At 47.1% G+C, this 22,133-nt stretch carries 21 protein-coding genes and 1 pseudogene; 16 read left to right on the forward strand and 6 right to left on the reverse strand.

The window, feature by feature from the left end; genetic code table 11:
• Window positions 1-49: 49 nt before the first annotated feature.
• On the reverse strand, window positions 50-310 hold the full coding sequence (locus QYF49_RS17985) for a YgaP family membrane protein (protein ID WP_290400994.1): 261 nt from the start codon (window positions 308-310) through the stop codon (window positions 50-52).
• Window positions 311-427: 117 nt separating this feature from the next.
• Between QYF49_RS17985 and QYF49_RS17990 the strand changes: the two genes are divergently transcribed.
• The 3 genes from QYF49_RS17990 to QYF49_RS18000 are packed head-to-tail and all read left to right on the forward strand — an operon-like array spanning window position 428 to window position 3,587.
• Window positions 428-2,170 (forward strand): adenine deaminase C-terminal domain-containing protein, encoded by a 1,743-nt coding sequence (locus QYF49_RS17990; RefSeq protein WP_290400995.1) that lies wholly within the window; start codon window positions 428-430, stop codon window positions 2,168-2,170.
• 58 nt (window positions 2,171-2,228) lie between these two features.
• Window positions 2,229-3,257, forward strand: a complete 1,029-nt coding sequence (locus tag QYF49_RS17995; RefSeq protein ID WP_425589609.1) for a DUF3048 domain-containing protein — start codon at window positions 2,229-2,231, stop codon at window positions 3,255-3,257.
• Between the two features lie 21 nt (window positions 3,258-3,278).
• Entirely contained in the window at window positions 3,279-3,587 is a 309-nt protein-coding gene (locus tag QYF49_RS18000) for a YerC/YecD family TrpR-related protein (RefSeq protein ID WP_290400997.1), read from the forward strand.
• Between the two features lie 358 nt (window positions 3,588-3,945).
• Here the strand turns inward: QYF49_RS18000 and QYF49_RS18005 are convergent, their stop codons facing one another.
• On the reverse strand, window positions 3,946-4,155 hold the full coding sequence (locus tag QYF49_RS18005) for a hypothetical protein (protein WP_290400998.1): 210 nt from the start codon (window positions 4,153-4,155) through the stop codon (window positions 3,946-3,948).
• 132 nt (window positions 4,156-4,287) lie between these two features.
• On the opposite strand from QYF49_RS18005, the gene QYF49_RS18010 reads away from it, so the two are divergent.
• Window positions 4,288-4,953 (forward strand): VC0807 family protein, encoded by a 666-nt coding sequence (locus QYF49_RS18010; RefSeq protein ID WP_290400999.1) that lies wholly within the window; start codon window positions 4,288-4,290, stop codon window positions 4,951-4,953.
• A gap of 1 nt (window position 4,954) precedes the next feature.
• Here the strand turns inward: QYF49_RS18010 and QYF49_RS18015 are convergent, their stop codons facing one another.
• Window positions 4,955-5,500, reverse strand: coding sequence for a GNAT family N-acetyltransferase (locus QYF49_RS18015; protein ID WP_290401000.1), 546 nt, complete (start codon window positions 5,498-5,500; stop codon window positions 4,955-4,957).
• Between the two features lie 285 nt (window positions 5,501-5,785).
• Here QYF49_RS18015 and pcrB point away from each other — a divergent pair, with 285 nt between their 5' ends.
• The 5 genes from pcrB (at window position 5,786) to pruA (ending at window position 13,846) form a co-directional block, all read left to right on the forward strand.
• Window positions 5,786-6,475 (forward strand): heptaprenylglyceryl phosphate synthase, encoded by a 690-nt coding sequence (pcrB, locus tag QYF49_RS18020; protein WP_290401001.1) that lies wholly within the window; start codon window positions 5,786-5,788, stop codon window positions 6,473-6,475.
• A gap of 72 nt (window positions 6,476-6,547) precedes the next feature.
• Window positions 6,548-8,782 carry a DNA helicase PcrA gene (pcrA, locus tag QYF49_RS18025; protein ID WP_290401358.1) on the forward strand — a complete coding sequence of 745 codons (2,235 nt, stop codon included), beginning with the start codon at window positions 6,548-6,550 and terminating at the stop codon, window positions 8,780-8,782.
• Between the two features lie 65 nt (window positions 8,783-8,847).
• Complete coding sequence (gene ligA, locus QYF49_RS18030) at window positions 8,848-10,857, forward strand: NAD-dependent DNA ligase LigA (protein ID WP_290401002.1); 2,010 nt, start codon at window positions 8,848-8,850, stop codon at window positions 10,855-10,857.
• A 42-nt stretch (window positions 10,858-10,899) separates the two neighbouring features.
• Window positions 10,900-12,099 (forward strand): CamS family sex pheromone protein, encoded by a 1,200-nt coding sequence (locus tag QYF49_RS18035; RefSeq protein ID WP_290401003.1) that lies wholly within the window; start codon window positions 10,900-10,902, stop codon window positions 12,097-12,099.
• A gap of 199 nt (window positions 12,100-12,298) precedes the next feature.
• Window positions 12,299-13,846: an L-glutamate gamma-semialdehyde dehydrogenase gene (gene pruA / locus QYF49_RS18040; RefSeq protein ID WP_290401004.1), complete on the forward strand. Its 1,548-nt coding sequence runs from the start codon at window positions 12,299-12,301 to the stop codon at window positions 13,844-13,846.
• A 40-nt stretch (window positions 13,847-13,886) separates the two neighbouring features.
• On the opposite strand, the gene QYF49_RS18045 is transcribed toward pruA, so the two are convergent.
• Complete coding sequence (locus QYF49_RS18045; RefSeq protein ID WP_290401005.1) at window positions 13,887-14,588, reverse strand: FHA domain-containing protein; 702 nt, start codon at window positions 14,586-14,588, stop codon at window positions 13,887-13,889.
• A 136-nt stretch (window positions 14,589-14,724) separates the two neighbouring features.
• Here QYF49_RS18045 and bla point away from each other — a divergent pair, with 136 nt between their 5' ends.
• Window positions 14,725-15,525, forward strand: coding sequence for a subclass B1 metallo-beta-lactamase (bla, locus tag QYF49_RS18050; RefSeq protein WP_290401006.1), 801 nt, complete (start codon window positions 14,725-14,727; stop codon window positions 15,523-15,525).
• A gap of 55 nt (window positions 15,526-15,580) precedes the next feature.
• On the opposite strand, the gene QYF49_RS18055 is transcribed toward bla, so the two are convergent.
• Window positions 15,581-15,982, reverse strand: a complete 402-nt coding sequence (locus tag QYF49_RS18055) for a DoxX family protein (protein WP_290401007.1) — start codon at window positions 15,980-15,982, stop codon at window positions 15,581-15,583.
• 182 nt (window positions 15,983-16,164) lie between these two features.
• Between QYF49_RS18055 and QYF49_RS18060 the strand changes: the two genes are divergently transcribed.
• From QYF49_RS18060 to QYF49_RS18085, 6 genes are all read left to right on the forward strand, one after another.
• Window positions 16,165-16,527, forward strand: coding sequence for a DUF3905 domain-containing protein (locus tag QYF49_RS18060; protein WP_290401008.1), 363 nt, complete (start codon window positions 16,165-16,167; stop codon window positions 16,525-16,527).
• A gap of 670 nt (window positions 16,528-17,197) precedes the next feature.
• Window positions 17,198-17,485, forward strand: coding sequence for an Asp-tRNA(Asn)/Glu-tRNA(Gln) amidotransferase subunit GatC (gene gatC / locus QYF49_RS18065; protein WP_290401009.1), 288 nt, complete (start codon window positions 17,198-17,200; stop codon window positions 17,483-17,485).
• Window positions 17,486-17,500: 15 nt separating this feature from the next.
• A complete protein-coding gene (gene gatA, locus QYF49_RS18070) occupies window positions 17,501-18,958 on the forward strand; it encodes an Asp-tRNA(Asn)/Glu-tRNA(Gln) amidotransferase subunit GatA (protein WP_290401010.1) in 1,458 nt (485 codons plus the stop codon).
• Window positions 18,959-18,969: 11 nt separating this feature from the next.
• Window positions 18,970-20,400 (forward strand): Asp-tRNA(Asn)/Glu-tRNA(Gln) amidotransferase subunit GatB, encoded by a 1,431-nt coding sequence (gene gatB, locus QYF49_RS18075; protein WP_290401011.1) that lies wholly within the window; start codon window positions 18,970-18,972, stop codon window positions 20,398-20,400.
• Window positions 20,401-20,621: 221 nt separating this feature from the next.
• Window positions 20,622-21,170, forward strand: coding sequence for a hypothetical protein (locus QYF49_RS18080; RefSeq protein ID WP_290401012.1), 549 nt, complete (start codon window positions 20,622-20,624; stop codon window positions 21,168-21,170).
• Window positions 21,171-21,183: 13 nt separating this feature from the next.
• Window positions 21,184-21,657 (forward strand): hypothetical protein, encoded by a 474-nt coding sequence (locus tag QYF49_RS18085; protein WP_290401013.1) that lies wholly within the window; start codon window positions 21,184-21,186, stop codon window positions 21,655-21,657.
• 185 nt (window positions 21,658-21,842) lie between these two features.
• Here QYF49_RS18085 and QYF49_RS18090 read toward each other — a convergent pair.
• A pseudogene (locus tag QYF49_RS18090) lies at window positions 21,843-21,956 on the reverse strand (aldo/keto reductase); the annotation flags it as partial.
• Window positions 21,957-22,133 lie beyond the last annotated feature (177 nt).

Genomic DNA, 22,133 nt, shown 5'->3' on the forward strand with positions numbered 1-22,133 from the left:
TTTTTTGTTGATTATTCGCAGATATGCTGGCCAGCTTCAGCCTTTCTGACTAACTCGGATTAATGGCTGAGCCCTCCTTGGAAATATCGTCCAAATCCATGTCTTTCAGTTCAGTTCCCTGTTTTACCATGTCTGTGACCGGGCAGTAGCGCAGGATGCCTTCAGCCACTTTCATGGACGCGAGAATCATCATAAAGATGTAAGATCCTCTGTACGGTCTGCGTGTGTACTTGGCGGTTAACATCGCAAGCATAGTCAATCCGCACACGATCCGAATCATGGAGTTTAAGATGCCAATGTTTTGTTTCATAACGGGGAATGCTCCTTTTTGTGATGATTTTTTGTGTTTTGCTTAAAGACACCCACGAACCGAAATTGTATGGTATCCTTGAGAAAATGTACTTATACAGAGAAAAAGGTGAAACCTATGTCTAACCAGTTCTTGTTTTGGTCGAAGGCGGAACTTCGACGCCATCAAGCAGTAATCATGGGCGAATTGGCTCCATCGATCGTATTGCAGAATGCAACATACTTAAATGCTGCCCGGCACTGCTGGACAAAAGCTAACATATGGATTTACGAAAACCGCATCGTTTATGTAGGGGACAAAATGCCCAGCCAAACGAACGGGACAGAGATTGTAAACATTGACGGTAAATATGTCGTCCCGGGTTACATTGAGCCGCATGCCCATCCATTTCAACTATATAATCCCCAGACTCTGGGCCATTATGCATCGGCAAGGGGCACAACGACTTTCATGTGCGATAACCTTATGCTTTTTTTATCATTGCCAGTTACGAAAGCGCTTACTATTATGGAGGACCTGAACCGGCTGCCCTTTACGTACTATTGGTGGTGCCGTTATGATTCCCAGTCTGAGCTATTGAATGAAGACTCTTTGTTCTCATTGAGCAATATAAAAAAAATGCTTGCATCTCCATACGTGATACAGGGCGGAGAGCTGACAGGCTGGCCGAAAGTCCTTCAGGGAGATGATCATATTCTTCATCTCATGAGGGAAACCCGCAAGGCCGGGAAGCGCATCGAAGGACATCTGCCGGGCGCTTCTGAGAAAACATTGACGCAAATGGCCCTGCTGGGTGTGGATTGCGATCATGAGGCGATGACGGGAGAGGAAGCGATGATGAGGCTGAACCTCGGGCTGACGACCTCTCTCCGCTATTCATCCATCCGTCCCGATCTCGCACAGATTTTAAAAGAAATGAAAGAGATCGGTGCTGCCCATTTTGACCGTGTCATCTTTACAACCGACGGATCAACCCCGGCGTTTTATGAAGAAGGCGTTACGGACAAAATGATTTCTATCGCCCTGCAAGAAGGAATTGATCCTATTGATGCTTATAAAATGGCTTCCTATAACATAGCAAGATATTACGGTAAAGAGCATATACTCGGAATGGTTGCACCGGGTAGAGCAGCCCATCTTAATATCCTGGAAAGCGTACAGCAGCCGAATCCTGAATCCGTTCTCGCAAAGGGGCAATGGATCAAGCGTGACGGTGAGGTCATGGAAGCGGGGGCACCGTTCCCTTGGAGCGATTATGGAATGGGGCCGCTTGAATTGAACTGGGATCTGTCACTGAAGGACTTTCAGTTCAGTTCCCTCGCAGGCATGGAGATGGTAAACTCCGTCATAACGAAGCCGTATCACATTCAGCTTAATCCAATGAACGAGATGCTGGATGACGATCATGACGAGTGCTTCTTCATGCTTGTTGACAAAAAAGGCAAATGGCGGGTAAACACGCTTTTAAAAGGTTTTGCAAGGGGAGTTTCCGGATTTGCCAGCTCCTATTCGAGTACAGGCGATCTTCTTTTGATCGGAAAAAGCAAAAGGGATATGCTTGCGGCCTTTAACCGCGTGAAAGAAATGAAAGGCGGCATCGTGCTTGTCGAGGACGGAGAAGTGATCAGCGAGCTCCAGCTGACGCTCGGCGGGGGCATGTCTCCTTCATCAGTTGAAGATCTCATACAGGAAGAAAAGGCTTTAACGAAAGAGCTGCGCAAAAGAGGCTATCCTTTTGAGGATCCGATCTACAGCCTGCTGTTCTTTTCGTCAACACATTTGCCGTATATCCGCATCACACAGCTTGGAATTTACGATGTAAAGAAGAAAGTCATACTCTTTCCTTCGATTATGCGTTAAACTAAAGAAGTAAAGCGTCTGGGAATATTCGGCCGGGGGGCCAGGGGGGCAGGGGTGCCTGATGAAAAAATGGATGCTTGCTATTTGTACGGCTTTATTGATCCTGGGAGGTGCAGGCTGCCAGAAGGATGAAAAGGCAAGTAACAAAAAACCTGCGGAACATGAGAAGGCTCCTGAAAAGAAAGAAAAGACAGAGCTGAAAAACACGTATCCGCTCACAGGCATCAAAACGAACAAACCGACCGATGCCCGCGTGTTTGCGGTGATGGTCAATAACCATCAGAAGGCCCGTCCTCAGTCAGGGCTTCATAAAGCCGACCTTGTTTATGAGGTGCTGGCAGAAGGCGATATTACACGTTTTCTCGCCGTTTTTCAGAGTGAGAAGCCAAAAGTCGTAGGACCTGTCCGAAGTGCGAGAAATTATTTTATCGAGCTGAGCCAAGGGTTTCATTCGTTTTATATTCATCATGGCTGGAGTCCGGAGGCAAAGAAAATCCTATCCGGGAACAGCGATGTCGATTCACTGAACGGCCTGTATTATGACGGTACGCTGTTTCAGCGGGCATCATTCCGGCAGGCGCCTCATAATTCGTACATTGCGTACAAAGACATCATGAAAGGTTTAAAGAAGAAAGGCTATGACAATAAAGATAAAATAAGGCCTCTTCCTTTCTTGAATCAAGCGGAGGCCAAAGCGCTTACCGGTGACAAAGCCGATAAAGTTCTGATAACATACAATCACGGTGAAAATGTCAGCTACACCTACGATTCGTCAACGAAACGGTATGCCCGTTCCAGCAACGGAAAGCCGACCACAGACCGCGAAACAGAAACACCAATCGAAGTCGATAACGTGTTCATTGTGGAAGCGGCCCATAGAATCATTGATAGTTACGGACGCAGAGAAATCGACCTTACATCCGCCGGCAAAGCGATTCTGCTTCAGTGCGGAAAAGCCAGGGAAGTCAGCTGGGAAAACAAGGACGGCAGAATAATCCCGTCCGGCACAGGTTTCGTTCCGGGTAAAACCTGGATCAATATCATCCCGACGCAGCCAGGAATCAGTAAGAGTGTTTCTATTGAATAGAGCAGAAGGAGTGCAAAGTACATGCAAATTGATAAATTAAGAGGGAAGGCGCTGGATCAGCTGTTTGAAGCCGTCCTTTCACTGAAGAATCTGGAAGAATGCTATCAATTCTTTGATGATCTGTGCACGATGAACGAGATTCAGTCACTGGCACAGCGCCTCGAGGTGGCCCGCATGCTCCGGGAAGGAAAGACCTATCACAAAATCGAATCCGAGACCGGCGCCAGCACAGCCACGATTTCCCGTGTAAAACGCTGCCTGAACTTTGGAAATGATGCCTATCAGATGGCACTCGACCGCGTACACGGAAAAGAAGAAGAAGCAAAGTAAAACCTGCAACGCCTTATGGGCGGTGCAGGTTTTTTGTTTTCGGGGTGCGGAAATCGGATCGGACGGGAAGGGGATTTTATAAAAATGATGTGTTCTGCAAGTAAAGCATGTCGAACCGCAAGTAAACAACGAGCGGAGGCTCTTATAAAAAGCTTACGAGTGAACACTACTTGATTTTTCACACGTCCATACCCCGATATCTGCATAAAATTGGTGTGATCCTATCCGGCCGGAACCGGAACGCAGCCGGATTTGATCCTATCCGTTTTCAAGCGCCCATGTTTCACATTTTTCATTAACTGCTTACCAATAAATGCCTGATCGGCGCCGGGTTTCATCGACGATTAAACCGCCGATTTCACAGTATTCCCTCTGCAGCAATGTTTCTCCGTACAGGAGCCGAGCCGGCAATTGCGCCGTTCACTTCTTTTACAAAAAAAGCAGCATTTTCCTGGATGATAATTTTTTCCAACCGTGTTATGCTTTCAGTAGTATCATCGGTATAGCCGAGCAGCAGCGGCAGAGAAGACAAGGCGGATGCGTCCTCCAAGCCAGCTTTTCTGATCATAAAATCACCTCTTCCAAATAGGGCGTAAGGTCAAAAGAATGAGAGACGGCCGAACACTATGGACAAGAGTTATCGGAGATTTCCCCGATCAAGCACAGTTATGAAACATTTCAAAACGGGAAGTGAAGAACTTTGAAGAAAAGTATCGTTGTTTTTGATTTGCTGTTTTATTTAATTTTACCTTATCTGATCTGGAACCAGGGAAGGGACGTTTTGGGCGATTATTACGCCATCCTGCTGTCTTCGGTTCCGGGTTTTATCTATACCATCTTCCGGTTTGTAAAGGAAAAACAATTCAACGTGACAGGGATGTTTATTTTGTTTTCCCTGTTCGCCGGCACGGCCATTGACCTTCTGTCAGGGGGAGCCGAACGAATGCTTTGGAACCAGGTGTTCTTCGGAATTTTTATGGCTTTGCTCATTTTCACGACCATCCTGATCAAACAGCCGCTGGGCATGCACTTTGCGGTGGACATCGCTTATATTCAGGGGGAGCCGCGCGACAAGACGCAGTCACTGTACAGAAAGCCTGAGTTTTATAAGTATTTTGTAGGGCTGACCGGTCTTTTTGCGTTCCGCAGCCTTTTCCAGGCCGGGTTGAAATCCTATCTCCTGATGGAATACGGCGCGAAAAAGTATGATTTTATTTTGTTCGCGATGAAGATCTCAGGCTGGATTTTCGGAGGCCTCATCACCGCTGGATTTGTATTCATCTCTTTAAAAATCTATAACTATCATGAAAAGAACAAAGGGGGAGAGGGTTCGGAAAGTCCGATCCAAACGGAACCGAAGATCTGATCTATTTTTCAGGCCAGTCGCCCGCCACCATGCCATAGACGGCGACATCCACAAAATGGTCATAGAGCCATTCCGCTTGGCGGAGTTCTCCTTCTTGACGAAATCCAAGCCGTTCTGCAACAGAGCGGCTTCTTTTATTGTCCAGAGCCGCCTTCAGTTCCAGACGGTTCAGTCCCAGTGTTCCAAACGCATATTCCACCATCGCATTGCACGAACGAGTCATGACGCCCTTGCCTTCGAAATCTTTGCCCAGCCAATACCCAATGTTTCCCGAAAAGTTATTCCACTTGATGTCGTATAAAGCGAGAGAGCCGGCGGGGATGCCCCGGTACCAGATGAGGGTGACGAGGTCCGTGTGGTCAGCGTACTTTTGCAGCGCAAGCTTGATGAAATTTTTCGTATCTTTTAAGGTGCGCGAATAATCGACCCAGCCGAGCCAGTTCCTTAAGTGGTCCCTCGAATATTCAGTCAGCTGGAAGAGGAGCTGGGCATCTCTTTTTTCGATCAGCTTCAAGGATATTTCCTCATCAACCTGTAAAAAAAACATACGCATTCTCCTGTTCATCGCTTTTTCTGGAGTTACCAAAAATTAATCATCATGTAAGCGTTGTTTCACAGTGTCAAAGATGAGCAGCCCAATAATTTTTGTTATAATGGCAAAAGGTATAAAGAGAATAACCGGCCGGACAATCCCGGTTTCATATATTGGCTTCGTTTGGTTTCGTCTTAGGCGAGTTCAAGAGTTCCTGCGCTTGTCGGCCTTTTGGGACGAAAAGACATCATTTCGTTGTAGGACACTTCAGCATTAGCTACTAGGAGGATCACGCATCTTATGAATTTTGATTATCTGGTTTGGAAGCATGTTTTTAAACTGGATCCCAATAAGGAAATATCGGATGCCGATTTGGAGGCCGTCTGTGATTCAGGCACAGATGCGGTCATTGTCGGCGGGAGTGACGGAGTAACACTTGATAATACCCTTGATTTGATGTCACGGATCCGCAAGTTTGCGGTTCCTTGTGTTCTGGAGGTTTCCAACATGGAATCGCTGACTCCGGGCTTTGATTTTTATTATATTCCGACCGTTCTGAACAGCAGGGATGCTAGCTTTATCGTTGGCCTTCAGCATGAGGCAGTAAAGGAATACGGCGATCTCATGAACTGGGAGGAGATCGTGACAGAAGGCTATTGCATCGTGAACCCGGATTGCAAAGCGGCTCAATACTCCAGTGCAAATGCCAGTCTTACATTAGAAGATGTTGTAGCATATGCGCGCATGGCGGAAAAAATGTTCAGGCTCCCGGTGTTTTATCTTGAATACAGCGGAATGTACGGTGACCTTGAAGTCGTAAAGGAAGTTAGGAAAGTGCTCGACCGTACGAAGTTTTATTATGGCGGCGGTATAACAAGCGCGGAACAGGCGAGAGAGATGGCGGTTTTCGCAGACACGGTCGTCATCGGAAATATCATTTACGATGATTTAAAAAGTGCACTGGAGACGGTAAAGGCTGTAAAAGGTTAATTGAAGTAGGCCGGCAAATCATTTACAATGGAAATAAGAACAAATGTTTGGGTAGGTGACGGATAAATGAGTATGCACCAATTGATTGAAAAGCTGCTGACAGGGCTCAATCCTGAACAAAAAGCAGCCGTTAAACATACAGAGGGACCGCTGTTAATCATGGCGGGAGCGGGAAGCGGAAAGACGAGGGTGCTGACCCACCGCATCGCTTATTTAATGATGGAGAAGGAAGTTGCTCCATGGAACATTCTTGCGATTACGTTTACGAACAAGGCCGCTCGCGAGATGAAGGAAAGGGTAGCGGCCATTACCGGGCCGGTTGCTGAAGACATCTGGATCTCAACGTTCCACTCCATGTGTGTAAGAATTTTACGCCGTGACATCGACCGGATCGGCATCAGCCGAAACTTCTCGATCCTTGATTCTACCGATCAGCTCTCGGTCATTAAAAATATATTAAAAGACAAGAACCTTGATTCGAAAAAATTTGAGCCGCGGAGTATCCTTGGCTCTATATCGTCATTGAAAAACGAACTGAAAACGAGCGCTGATTTTGCGAAAACCATGAACGGGCCGTATGACAGTGTTGTTTACGAGGTATACCAAGAATATGAAAAACGTTTGAAAAAGAACTCTGCGCTCGATTTTGATGATTTAATAATGACAACGATCCATCTCTTCAAGCGTGTTCCTGAGGTGCTGCAATTCTATCAGCGCAAGTTCCAATACATCCACGTGGATGAGTATCAGGATACGAACCGTGCGCAGTACATGCTCGTACAGATGCTTGCCGACCGTTTCCGAAACCTTTGTGTTGTCGGTGACTCGGATCAGTCCATCTACGGCTGGCGCGGAGCGGACATCGCGAACATCCTTTCTTTTGAAAAGGATTATAATGACGCGAAGGTGATTCTGCTCGAACAAAACTACCGTTCTACGAAAACCATCCTGAACGCAGCGAATAAAGTGATAGAAAACAACTTCAACCGCAAGGCGAAAAATCTGTGGACCGATAAAGCGGAAGGACAGAATATCCTTTATTACCAAGGGGATAATGAGCACGATGAAAGCCATTATGTAGCCGGGAAGATCCGCGAGATGACGACCGGCGGAAGCCGCAAATGCTCGGATATCGCAATCCTTTACCGTACGAATGCCCAGTCCCGTGTGATCGAGGAAGTTTTGATGAAGTCGAACATCCCTTACAATATCGTCGGCGGAATCAAGTTCTATGACAGAAAAGAAATCAAGGACATCCTGGCGTATCTTCGCCTGATCGCAAACCCGGATGATGACATCAGCATGATGCGGATCATCAATGTGCCGAAGCGCGGGATCGGAGCTTCGACCGTCGATAAGATTCTCCAATATGGTGCGGATAACGATCTTTCCATGTACCAGGCGCTTCAGGAAGTGGAGCAGATCGGTTTAACCGCGCGGATCACAGGCTTACTGCGCGAGTTTTCCGAGCTGATCACGAACTGGACCCGCATGCAGGAGTTCCTTTCCGTGACCGAGCTTGTGGAAGAAGTCATTGATAAGACCGGATACCGCGACATGCTGAAGGCGGACAAGTCGCTTGAAGCCCAGAGCCGACTGGAGAACATCGATGAGTTCCTGTCTGTTACCCAGGACTTTGAAAAGAAACAGGAAGATAAGAGCCTCGTAGCCTTCTTGACCGACCTCGCTCTTGTGGCGGACATCGACCGCCTCGACGAGGACAGCGATGGCGATAAACCAAAAGAATCAGTTGTTCTGATGACCCTTCATTCAGCAAAAGGCCTGGAGTTCCCTGTTGTCTTCCTGATCGGCCTGGAGGAAGGTGTATTCCCTCACAGCCGGGCGCTCTTTGAAGAGAGCGAGATGGAGGAAGAACGCCGTCTGGCTTACGTGGGGATTACCCGGGCGGAAGAGGAGCTGTATTTGACCAACGCACGGATGAGAACGCTGTTCGGTCGCACGAACATGAATCCTGTATCCCGTTTTATCGGCGAAATTCCGGAAGAGCTGCTGGAATCCATCCAGAAGGAAAAAGAAACACCGAGCTGGGCAAGAAGTTCCCGATCCAATGCTGCACCTTCCTTCATGAAGCAGCCAGCCAAGAGAACGGCTCCTGTCTACACAAACAATGGAGGCGAAAAGCAGGATTGGAAAGTCGGAGACAAAGTGAAACACCGCAAATGGGAAACCGGCGTGGTCGTGAGCATGAAGGGCGAAGGCGACTCTCTCGAATTGGACATTGCGTTCCCTCAGCCTGTGGGACTGAAACGCCTGCTTGCGAAGTTTGCTCCGATTGAAAGGGTTTAAACGTCCGTTTAAACCTTCCTTAAAAAAGCTGCGTGGTTCTCATTTTTTAAAAGGAGTTGGAAAGTTTGAACGAAGAGCATGCGAGTAAGAGAGTAAATGAATTGCGTGAGCTCCTTGAAAAATACAGCTATGAGTATTATGTCCTCGATCAGCCGACGGTTCCCGATTCAGAGTATGACAAACTGCTTCAGGAGCTGATCGAGCTTGAAAACAACCATCCGGAGCTGCGGGATGAACATTCCCCTACAGTTCGGGTCGGAGGGCAAGTCCTCGACTATTTCAGAAAAGTACAGCACAAGGTACCGATGCTCAGCCTTGGAAATGCGTTCAATGAGGAGGATCTGCGGGATTTTGACCGCCGTGTACGAAACGGAGTCGGTGACAATGTTTCATACGTGGCTGAATTAAAAATTGACGGTCTTGCCGTATCGCTCACCTATGAAGAAGGCCGCTTTGTTCTTGGAGCGACCCGAGGGGACGGAACAACCGGTGAAGACATTACGAACAACTTAAAGACGATCCGGGCGATTCCTCTGCGCATCAAGGATAAAGACGTTTCCCTTGAAGTGCGCGGGGAGGCATACATGCCGAAGCGCTCCTTCCAAAAGCTGAATGAAGCCCGTCAGGAAGAAGGACAGGAGCTCTTTGCAAATCCCCGGAATGCGGCAGCAGGATCCCTGCGACAGCTCGATCCGAACATTGCGGGCAAGCGGAACCTTTCCATTTTTGTCTATGGGATCGGCCAGCTTTCCGGGCATAAGGTTGAATCGCATAGCGAAAGCCTGAACTTCCTGAAGGACCTTGGGTTTAAAACGAACCCTGAATGGAAGCATTGCAAAAATATCGATGAAGTCGTCGAGTTTGTCAGAGGCTGGGGAGAACGCCGGCCGGATCTGGATTATGAGATAGACGGTATTGTCATAAAAGTTGACTCTCTCTATCAGCAGGAGGAACTCGGTTTTACCGCGAAGAGCCCGCGTTGGGCCATCGCCTACAAGTTCCCGGCGGAAGAAGTAGTCACACGGCTTGAAGGCATTGAACTTAATGTTGGGAGAACGGGTGTGGTAACCCCGACCGCCCTCCTGTCCCCGGTCGTCGTTGCCGGAACGACGGTCAAACGTGCTTCATTACATAATGAGGATTTGATCAGGGAGAAGGACATTAAGATCGGCGATTATGTGGTTGTGAAAAAAGCGGGAGACATCATCCCTGAAGTAGTAAATGTAATCGTGGACCGGCGGACTGGCGAGGAAAAAGACTTCCATATGCCGACTCACTGTCCGGAGTGTGAAAGTGCTCTGGACCGCCTGGACGGAGAAGTCGCATTGCGCTGTTTGAATCCGCAATGCCCGGCGCAGATCCGTGAAGGGCTCATCCACTTTGTTTCCAGAAACGCCATGAACATCGATGGCCTGGGAGAAAAGGTCATCGCTCAGCTGTTCAGGGAAAATCTTATTCAGGATGTCGCAGATCTTTATAAGCTTGAGAAGGCAGAACTGCTGAAACTGGAGAGAATGGGTGAAAAGTCGGTTGACAACCTGCTGGACGCTATAGAAAAATCGAAAGAGAATTCTTTGGAGCGTCTGTTGTTCGGTCTTGGAATCCGCCATGTCGGGGCAAAGGCGGCGAAAACGATCGCCCAGGTGTTTGAAACGATGGACCGGTTAAGTTCGGCAACGAAAGAAGAGCTGATGGCCATTGATGAAGTCGGCGAAAAAATGGCCGATTCGGTTGAGCTTTATTTCGATAAGCCGGAAGTGGCAGAACTTATCACTGCCCTTAAAGAATCCGGTGTGAACATGGAATATAAAGGTCCGCGTGTCGTTCGTGCAGAAGATGTTGATTCCTATTTTGCAGGGAAAACCATTGTTCTGACCGGAAAATTATCGGTTCTGAACCGAAACGAAGCGAAAGAAAAACTGGAAGCGCTGGGCGGTAAAGTCACCGGAAGCGTAAGCAAGAATACTGATCTGCTGATCGCAGGGGAAGATGCGGGATCGAAGCTGGACAAAGCACAATCCCTTGGCGTGGAGGTGTGGTCGGAACAGCGATTTATCGAGGAGCTTGAAAAATAAAGAATAGCTCTGTTCCATCAAGTTTTATGGAGGAGTGTTACCATGATAAAGCGGATCAGCCTGATCCTGATAAGCTCCCTTTTGATCCTGAGCGGCTGTATGGGGAAAGATAAGCTGCAGAAGGAAGAGGAAGTTGTTAAGAAAAAAGGGAAAACGGAAGAAAAAGCCATCATTACCGGGGAGATCAATACCGGGGAAAAATACTACCGAAGCATCGTGCCGTTTGAGCCCGGAGGTGCCCGCGGCTTGATTAAGTACGGTGTAGATAACCGCCTGGACATCAATGAATTCGAACTTGGCCTCATGCGGATTGCACAGGATAATTTCAGCACCGACAAGTATTACTATCAGGAAGGCCAGTATTTGTCTTCCACGACCGTCAATAACTGGCTGAAGCGTGCGGACGAGAAAACAGCTAAAAACAATAAAACAGACATGACTCAAAAAGGGCTGAATCCTGCATTGGGTGTCAAGCAGGATGCGCCTTACAAGCAGGTGATGGCAGCGGAAGACAAGCATCCGAAATACTTATCGTATGTGCTGGAGCAGAACTACCTTGTACAGAGCGGCAATGATAAAGTAAAACTCGGAGGTGTCGTTGTCGGCTTATCGTTTAACTCCACGTACTATTACAAGGCGATGGACAAGGCTGGTTTGATCTATAACGGCTCGAAGAAATTGAATGCAAGTGACGTTTCCCGAGAGGCAAGAAAAATGGGTCAGCAGGTGATCCACCGCCTTCGCCAAAACCAGGCACTGAAAAATGTACCGATTACCATTGCTCTGTATCAGGAAGCAGAAAAAGAGTCGGTAACACCTGGTCACTTTTTCGCGACGGCATCCGCCGGAGCGGGCAGCTCGCAGCTCGGAAGCTGGGACAAGATTGACGACCGCTACTACTTGTTCCCTTCAAAAGACGGAACTGCTGCAAAAAGGGATGACGCTGAGAAGTTTAATAACTTCAAAAGCAAGATCCAGGACTACTTCCCGAACTATGTGGGCGTGATCGGCAAAGCTCACTACCGTGATGGAAACATGAACCGTCTTGACATCGATATTCCGATGCAATTCCAAGGGAAAGCAGAAGTGATCTCATTCACCCAGTATGTCACCTCGTCGGTCATGAAGGAGCTGCCAACCGTTCCGGTCACGATTAACATCCAATCAGCCGTCAATAAACCGGAAGCGCTCATCGTAAGAGATGACGCAAACAGCGAACCATTTGTGCATATTTATAGATAGTTTCGGAAGGCAGACCCAAGAAATTACAGGGGTCTGTCTTTTTTATGTGCATAGTTATAAAATCCCTTGAAATAAAAGGATTTCATGCCCATTTCTTACTATTCTGACTATTTGTCATTGTTTGAACTGTGGCACGAGTTTAGGGTAGAATAGACTTGTTGAACAAATGAAAACGCTTAAGGGCATAGGAGGGGACCAGATGATTCGAGAATATAAGCACGAACCATTTACGGATTTTTCAGTTACAGAAAACAAGAAAGCTTTTGAGGAAGCTTTAGACCTTGTTAATTCGCAGCTAGGTAAAGAGTATCCTCTTGTCATTGGCGGCGAAAAGATTATAACGGATGAAAAAATCGTTTCTATCAATCCGGCCAATAAAGAAGAAATTATTGGAACGGTTTCTAAAGCAAATAAAGATTTAGCAGAAAAAGCAATGCAAGTTGCGGTTTCTACCTTTGAAACATGGAAAAAATGGGCGCCTGAAGCTCGCGCCAGCATCCTTTACCGAGCTTCTGCCATTCTCCGCCGCCGTAAGCATGAATTCTCTGCTTACCTAGTTAAAGAAGCAGGTAAGCCATGGAAAGAAGCAGATGCTGACACAGCCGAAGCGATCGACTTCCTCGAGTTCTATGCTCGCCAAATGGAATTGATGAAAAACGGTGTACCTGTAAAGAGCCGTGAAGGTGAAATCAACCAATTCAACTACATCCCGCTTGGGGTCGGCATCGTCATCGCACCATTCAACTTCCCGCTTGCGATCATGGCGGGAACTACAGTAGCTGCCATCGTTTCTGGTAACACAGTGCTTCTTAAACCGGCTAACAACACTCCGGTTGTTGCAGCGAAGTTTGCTGAAGTCATGGAGCAAGCAGGTCTTCCTGCCGGCGTATTAAACTTCATCCCGGGCAGCGGAGCAGAAGTGGGCGACTACTTGGTAGACCACCCGAAAACACGTTTCGTATCCTTTACTGGTTCACGTGAAGTCGGCTGCCGCATCTATGAGCGTGCTGCAAAAGTAAACCCTGGCCAAATCTGGCTGAAGCGTGTTATCGCTGAAATGGGCGGAAAAGACACAATGGTGATCGACAACAACGTAGATACAGACATGGCGGCTGCTGCGATCGTTTACTCTGCATTCGGATTCTCCGGACAGAAATGTTCTGCAGGTTCCCGTGCAGTCGTTCACCAAGACGTGTATGATGAAGTACTGGAAAAAGCAGTTGAGTTAACAAAATCGCTTCGTGTTGGAAACCCTGAAGACCTAGGAAACTACATGGGTCCAGTAATCGACCAAGCGGCTTACAACAAAATCATGAGCTACATTGAAGTTGGACGAACAGAAGGGAAAATCGTTGCTGGAGGAGAAGGCGACGACTCTAAAGGTTTCTTCATCCAACCGACAATCGTAGCGGATGTCCAAGAAAAAGCACGCCTCATGCAAGAAGAGATCTTCGGACCAGTTGTTGCATTCTCTAAAGCGCGTGACTTCGACCACATGATGGAAATTGCAAACAACACAGAATACGGTTTGACTGGAGCTCTTATCTCCAACAACCGTGAGCACATCGAGCGTGCAAAAGAAGAATTCCACGTGGGCAACCTGTATTTCAACCGCGGATGTACGGGAGCGATCGTTGGATACCAGCCATTTGGCGGTTTCAACATGTCAGGTACAGACTCTAAAGCTGGCGGCCCTGACTACCTGCTTCTTCACATGCAAGCAAAAACAACATCAGAGTTGCTTTAATACAACAAAAACCCCTTACGGCTTCGGCCGTAAGGGGTTTTTACTTTTCTGCCGGGCTGCCTTGCGACACAGCCATCACAAATCCTTTACGGAGAACAGATTCGATGTGTAGATAAGGGGAGAGCTTTTTCCGTACACGGTAGATCAGGGAGTTTAGCTCATCAGAGCCAACATCGGGTACCCTGCCGTCGAAAAGCAAGTCTCTTTCGCTCCAGGCGTGCCGTTTGACTTCTTCTTTTGAAACGAATTGCCCGAGGGAAGAATACAGCAGTTTAAAGCACTGAAACTCCTTATGTGAAAAGTGAATGTCTTTTTCACGCACTCGAACTTTTTGCAAAAGCTCATGGATCTCAATGAAATCCTCGGCTGGAAGGGCGATAGGTTTTACCGGGTCCCAATCCATTGTTTCCTGGGAGTTCATCGTCATATACTTCATGGAGATCATGCCATTGACCAGAGTAATCTGGTCACCATTGTGCAGAGCATATTCCTTTTGGGGAAGAAGGCGGATGCCATTTAGCCAGGTGCCATGCTTGCTTCCCAGATCAATCAGCATGGGTGAGGGCTTATCACAGTCAATCACACAATGCCTTCTAGAGACGAGCGGAATATGAAAAGCAATTCCAGGAGCGGGCTCAGAGCCGATTCTTCCGATGAAAATTTTTCTTTTTAAAGGAACAAATTCATTATCATAGGGCTGTCCGCGTTCAATCAACAAGTGAAACTTCTCTAAGACGTCCATTGGCTCACCTTCAATTATTTCAATATTCTTACTCTTGTTAGAGATTTGTTATTCCCGCTCCATTGATGGGGTCAAAGAGAAGGAATATCATCAATAACATAGCAGGAAAATTTAAGTAAAGGAAGGGATTATGGTCATGAAAAAAAGAATCGTTTTAAATGCTGCTCTCAGCGGAATCATTGGTTTAGGTGTGGTAACCGCACCGTTAATCGTTAATGCGCAGGCCCAGAAGCCACACAGCCAAGCCGCTCATGTTCAAAAAACGTATTCGAACGAGGCAGGAACGGTTACACTCACCGAAATTAAGCCGCATGTTTGGGTACATACGTCGATCGGAGAGTTTAACGGGATGCCGGTTCCTTCGAACGGGCTGTTGTTGGAGACTTCCAAAGGCCTGCTGCTCGTCGATTCTTCATGGAATGATTCTATTACAACAGAACTGATGGATTTGATTTCGAAGCATTTGAAAAAACCGGTGAAAAACGCCATCATTACCCATTCCCATGCAGACCGAATCGGAGGGATTAAAACACTGAAGGAGCGGGGTGTCCATGTATATACGACTCCTCAAACCGCAAAGCTTGGAGCAGAAAACGGTTATGAGTCACCAGACCGGCTTCTGAATCCTGTATTGACCCACTTAAAGTTCGGGAACGTTAAGGTGGAAACCTATTATCCGGGCAAAGGGCATACCGAAGATAATATTACCGTTTATTTTCCACAGTACAAGCTGTTGGTTGGAGGCTGCCTGATCAAGTCACAGGAAGCAAAGGACCTCGGGAATTTAGAGGATGCTGATGTTGATGCTTGGCCGGTGTCCGTGCAAAGCGTGATCGACCGCTATCCTCAAGTGGATACAGTTGTTCCAGGGCATGGAAACCTGGGAGGAACAGAGCTTCTTTATCACACCATAGAGCTGTTGGAGAACAACAAATAAAGATAAACATAAAAAAAACTGGCGAGAACCAAGTTCCCGCCAGTTTTTTCTTTATCTATTTTAACCATAATGCGTCTAAAGAATAATCGCCTGCACCAGTGAAGGCCACTCCTAACGCTACAGCGATCAGGATCAAGTTGTATTCATAACCGCCTGATGTGGACCAGAAGCCGTTAGCTCCGTGCACTTTTACAATGGCAATAAGCATCGTAAAGATAATAGCTGCTGCTCCAAGCCAAGTCACAAGACCAGCTGCGAATAGCAGACCTCCGCCAAACTCAGCGAGTCCTGCAAGCAGTGCCATTGTGTAGCCAGGCTTAACGCCGATGGACTCGAGCCATCCGGCTGTTCCTTTCAAACCGTGGCCCCCAAACCAGCCAAACAGCTTTTGTGTACCGTGTGCCGCAAACGATAACCCGATTACGAGACGGATAATTAATAATCCTAAACTTAACATATAAGAACAACTCCCTGTTGAGATTTAATAACTTACTTTATGTAAGTATAATACAATATATGCTTACTTTTGTAAAGTGTTTAGTGAAAAAATTTTTTTGCACCCGATTTTAGTGCCTACTACATAGAATAGCGACTTAAGGAAAAAGTATGACTACAACTTACTTGTGAAGGAGAAAAAACGTGGCTGATCATAAGAACAATAAAGAGGATAATAATCTCGAGGAGCCTTATATCGAAGAAACGATGCCTCATCAGGCAGGTTCACCTTCATTCGAAGGAACAGGAATGAAGATGCAGCCTCCCTTTGTGAATGATTACGGAGTCGTCATCGGGGACAGCAAATACAATTCCGAAAATTCGCCGCTCAACAACTGGAGCGAAGATACGGACCCGGAAATCATGTCAGGGGACCAATGGGTGCACCCAACAAATGATATCGGGTGGAACACGGCAGAAAACCGTGATCTAATCGAGAAGAAAGTCAAGCCAAAGGGCGTTCCATTCATGCATCCGACAAAAGATACGAGCTTTCGGAAAGATTAAACACAAAGGTGCCAGGCACCCAATTACACAAGTGTGTAATCGCGGTGCCTGGCACCAAGAGATCATTTAGGCAACCTGATTGAACGTCGTGAGGGTTAATTTGGTAGCCTTCTGTCAGGATTTTATTGAACTTTGGATCGATAGAAAAATTAAAATTATTAATCCCCGAAACTGTCCCCCATCCTATTGAGGCATTCGTAACAAAGGCAGACGTAAAGGTTGAAAGATCTTTGGGATATATTTCGCATACTTCAACCCTAACATTATTCTTTTCTAGGCCCCGCTGAATAAGCTGCATACGTCAATTGATAAGACATGCGCTAAGGGAGTTTCCGAACATAATTAAATAAGCTAATGATTTGAAAATCTTCCATTTGTGCCTTTTCTCCATTAACCTCTGCCCGAATAACCTTACTCATATGACTATCTGCCCTCTATTGACAGAATTTTTAGATTGTTTCTAATAATAGAATTCAGGAAGAGATCTTTTCATTTTGGTTAAAATGGAGAACCTTCTGGTTATGCCCCCTAAGCCCGATACAACATATTTTTTTATAAATGAACCTTCTAATGGTGCCTGGCACCGGTTTTTCCCCGTTGTGTTGCTTAGTAGCAGTGATATTTGATATCATCTATATATTGTGAACGTACTGTTTTGGAGGTGGCAAGTTTGTCTCGAATTTCAAAAGACCAGGTAAAACACGTTGCCCATCTGGCCCGTCTTTCTGTCAGTGAAGAAGAAGTGGACATGTTTACGGAACAGCTGGATGCGATCATCGGATTTGCCGAAGAACTAAATGAACTGGATACAGAAAACATTGAACCAACAACCCACGTGCTTGAGCTGAAGAACGTGCTGCGTGAAGATACGGTGAGAGAATCCGTTTCCCGTGAAGATGCGTTGAAGAATGCCCCTGAACAGAGGGATGGACAGTTTAAAGTACCGAAGGCGTTTTAGAGTAGGAGGCAGCAAATGTCATTATTAGAGAAGAAAGTCTCAGAACTGCACGACCTGTTACATAAAAAAGAAGTGAGCGTGATGGATCTCGTTGATGCTTCGTATGCCCGAATCGGCCAGGTGGAGGATAAAGTCAAATCGTTCCTTACACTGAACGAAGAGCATGCCCGCCAGCAGGCGAGGGAGCTCGATGATGTTCTCGCCGGATCGCCGGGAGAACGAATCCTGGCCGGACTTCCGATCGCCCTGAAAGACAACATTTCCACTAAAGGACTCCGCACCACAAGCGGAAGCAAGATCCTTTCCAATTTTGACCCGATCTATGATGCAACGGTGGCGAGAAAGCTATATGAAGCAGGCGCCATCACCATTGGGAAATTGAACATGGACGAGTTTGCGATGGGATCTTCCAACGAAAACTCAGGCTACCATGTAACGAAGAACCCGTGGAACACGGATTATGTGCCAGGAGGATCGAGCGGCGGATCAGCAGCCTCTGTTGCTGCGGGCGAAGTTCTATTTTCCCTTGGTTCCGATACCGGCGGATCCATTCGTCAGCCGGCTGCGTATTGCGGAGTGGTAGGATTGAAGCCGACCTACGGACTAGTTTCCCGTTTTGGCCTGATCGCGTTCGCATCGTCCCTTGACCAGATCGGACCGATCACCCGTACGGTGGAAGACAACGCATACCTTTTACAGGCGATTGCCGGACATGACCACATGGACTCCACGTCAGCAAACGTCGAAGTTCCCGATTACCAGACTGCTTTTACAGGAGACATTAAAGGCCTTCGCATTGCCGTTCCTAAAGAATACCTGGCAGAAGGCGTTGATCCTGCTGTAAAAGAAAAAGTGCTTGATGCGCTTAAAGCATTGGAAGGCCAAGGCGCAACGTGGGAGGAAGTCTCACTTCCGCATTCCAAATACGCGCTTGCGACCTATTATCTCCTGTCTTCATCTGAAGCATCGGCCAACCTGTCCCGTTTTGACGGTGTCCGGTACGGTGTGCGCTCAGACAACAGCGAGAACCTGCTGGACCTTTATAAAAATTCCAGAAGCGAAGGCTTTGGAGACGAAGTGAAGCGACGGATCATGCTCGGAACGTTCGCGCTCAGCTCCGGATACTATGACGCTTATTACAAAAAAGCCCAAAAAGTCCGCACGCTGATCAAGAATGATTTTGAACAAGTGTTTAACCATTATGATGTCATCATCGGACCGACGACTCCAACGACTGCTTTTAAAATTGGGGAGAAAACAAACGATCCGTTAACAATGTATGCCAACGATATTTTAACCATTCCTGTAAACCTTGCGGGTGTCCCAGCCATTTCTGTTCCATGCGGATTCTCGAACGGTCTGCCGGTCGGATTGCAGATCATCGGAAAACACTTTGACGAATCCACGATTTACCGCGTAGCTTCAGTCTTTGAACAGGCGACGGAACACCATAAAGCGAAACCGCAATTGTAGGAGGTGCAGGGATGAGCAAATTTGAAACAGTCATTGGATTAGAAGTCCATGTTGAACTGAAAACCAACTCTAAAATATTCTGCGGCTGCTCCACCGACTTTGGAGCGCCGTCCAACAGCCATACATGCCCGATCTGTCTTGGACATCCAGGCGTACTGCCAGTCCTGAACAAGGAGGCAGTCGACTTTTCCATGCGTGCGGCAATGGCGTTGAACTGTGAAATTAACCGGGAACAGTATTTTGACCGTAAAAATTACTTCTATCCGGACAACCCGAAAGCATATCAGATTTCCCAGCTGGATAAACCGATCGGCGAGCACGGCTGGATTGAGATCGAAGTGAACGGCGAAAAGAAAAAGATCGGAATCACCCGCCTGCACTTGGAAGAGGATGCAGGGAAATCCACGCATGCAGCTGACGGATCACTGGTTGATTTAAACCGGCAGGGAACGCCGCTGATGGAGATCGTGTCTGAGCCGGATATCCGCACGCCGGAAGAAGCGTATGCGTACTTGGAAAAACTGAAAGCCATCATTCAATACACAGGCGTTTCCGACTGTAAGATGGAAGAAGGATCCTTGCGCTGTGATGCCAATATTTCCATCCGTCCTGTCGGGCAGAAGGAATTCGGTACAAAAACGGAGCTGAAGAATCTAAACTCCTTCGCATTTGTGCAAAAAGGCCTTGAGCATGAAGAAAAACGGCAGGAGGAAGAGATTCTGAATGGAGGAGAAATCCTTCAGGAAACTCGCCGTTTTGATGAAAAATCGAATAAAACGATTCTCATGCGTGTAAAAGAAGGATCGGATGACTACCGTTACTTCCCGGATCCGGACTTGGTCCGTTTGAGCGTATCGGAAGAGTGGATCGAGAAGGTTCGCTCAGAAATTCCTGAGCTTCCGGACGCACGAAAAGCGCGATATGTATCCGAGTTCGGTTTACCGTCCTACGATGCGGGCGTTCTGACCGCTTCGATCAAGATGGCCGATTTCTTTGAGGAGGGTGTGAAGGAGAAAGCCGACCCGAAAATGCTTTCCAACTGGCTGATGGGTGAGGTAAGTGCCTTCTTGAACAACGGATCCAAAGAAATCGACGAAACACCTTTAACACCGGTAAACCTCGCTAAGATGATCAAGCTGATTGAAGACGGAACGATCTCATCCAAGATCGCGAAAAAAGTTTTCAAAGAGATGATAGAGAACGGCGGAGACCCGGAAACGATCGTTAAAGAAAAAGGCCTCGTTCAGATCTCTGACGAAGGCGCCATCCGCGAATTCGTAGTGGCTGTCCTCGACCGCAACCCGCAGTCCATCGAAGACTTCAAGAACGGAAAAGACAAGGCGATCGGCTTCCTCGTCGGCCAGGTCATGAAAGAGACCAAAGGGAAAGCCAATCCGCCGCTAGTTAATAAACTCATCGCAGAAGAATTGAAGAAACGTTAATTAAAAGGCTGCCGGACGTTGTGTCCGGCAGTTTTTTTGTGTGCTGAGAGACGGAATTGAGCGCAAATGAGGATAATTGAGCGGAACGGAGATTTATTGAGCCAAACCACTGAATAATTGAGCCTAACAACAAAAAACGTCGAAACTTGCGTCCGATTGCTTGTCCGGCGGATTGTGAAATAATGGTATGATTTGAGTAAACAGAATCGGGGGTGGAGTTCATGAGAAAAGCCGGGGTTGTTGCAGCTGGATTGCTTTTGACCGTACTTGCGTCTTGTCAGGGATCGATGCTGGCGGACGGAGAGATGAAGCTCGACACGCATAAGAAGGGCCATTATCCGAGGTCATACAAGCCGGTTTCCATTGACAAAGCGAAGGACGCCCTTCCATTTAAAGCACAACTGCCTGAGGCGATTCCGTATAGATACGAGAAGCCGAAAGTCGTTATTATGGATTGGGGCGAGAAAAAGAAGCTCCAGCTCGAGACAGAATACTTACGGAAAGATGAGAAAAGCGAGAAGGGGTTTATCGCCCTTAAAATTTTCAACCATAAGAATTTGGTGAGCGACTTAATCAAACAGAAGAAATACGAAGATACGCTGGAGCTGGAGGACGGGACGGAAGCTTACTTTGCATACTTTGGGAATTATGCTGAGCTGTTTTGGCTGGAGGATGAGGAAGAATACGATCTCCGGCACATGTTTGCCAATGAATACAGCGAAAAACAGCTCAAAAAGGAGCTCGTAAAAATCGCAAACTCGATGAAATAAAGGAGATCCGCTCATGAAGGTGTTAAAAAACGTTTCGGTGATGCTTGCTGGGCTCTTCGTGTTTCAAATGCTCTTATCCAGTGCAGCTTTTGCCAAGTGGGCATACCCTTTTGTTGTCTGGGATCATTATACGTATTCGATCAGCGACGAGTACGTTGATCAGGCAGATAAGGAAATCGGCCATGTCACACATTACTCCGATCAGGAAGGAACCTATTCCGGAAACTTCTCCAATGAATATAAAAAAGGAACTAAATATTTCTCCATTCATGGTATCAGCACAGATAAGGCGATTGCCGTGCAAGAACCGGAAGGCAAGTATAGAAAAGCGATACGAGAGCATAAATACAACACGAACAAAGCAGCCAATGTGATGGAACAAGCGGATACCAACCCGTGGATGAGTGTTCTGGTTTTAGCGGGAGCGGCGGCGGTCCTTCTTGTTTCGTATCAGTCACTTAAGAGCAGGTTCAATAGGGAAAAGTAAATAGGCAGGCGGCGAAGAAAGAGTTTTTCAACTACAACAAAAGCTACATTAGAGCAGGGGAAAAGCAGCCTTCACTGAATTAGGCCACTGCACGAGCAATTTCCTCGTTTTGCTCCAACAGAAATTTATCCCGCATTCTTTAATAAGGAAACGAAACAGCTGCCCCAAAATAAAAATCGGGGCAGCTGTTTCATATCTAACGCAGCAATCCTGTCCATCTCCTCTTGGCTTAATTGGAAGTCAAAGATATTGAAGTTTTCAATGATTCTTTCTTTGTGAACAGACTTTGGAATCGCAACCCCGCGTCCCGCCTAGGGAAGACAGCGCCTGAGGGAAAAACATGACCAGTGGCTAAAAGTGTGAACCGTGGAGAAATAAACGTCTGCCGTTAAGTATGTTTTCTTTGTAAAACCTCGATGAAGATTGGGTTAAATTTTGGGAAAAGCCCTCCAATTTCACTCTTTTTTGCGTTATGG

It is taken from the genome of Fictibacillus terranigra (assembly GCF_030412265.1).
Lineage (GTDB): Bacteria > Bacillota > Bacilli > Bacillales > Fictibacillaceae > Fictibacillus_C > Fictibacillus_C terrinigri.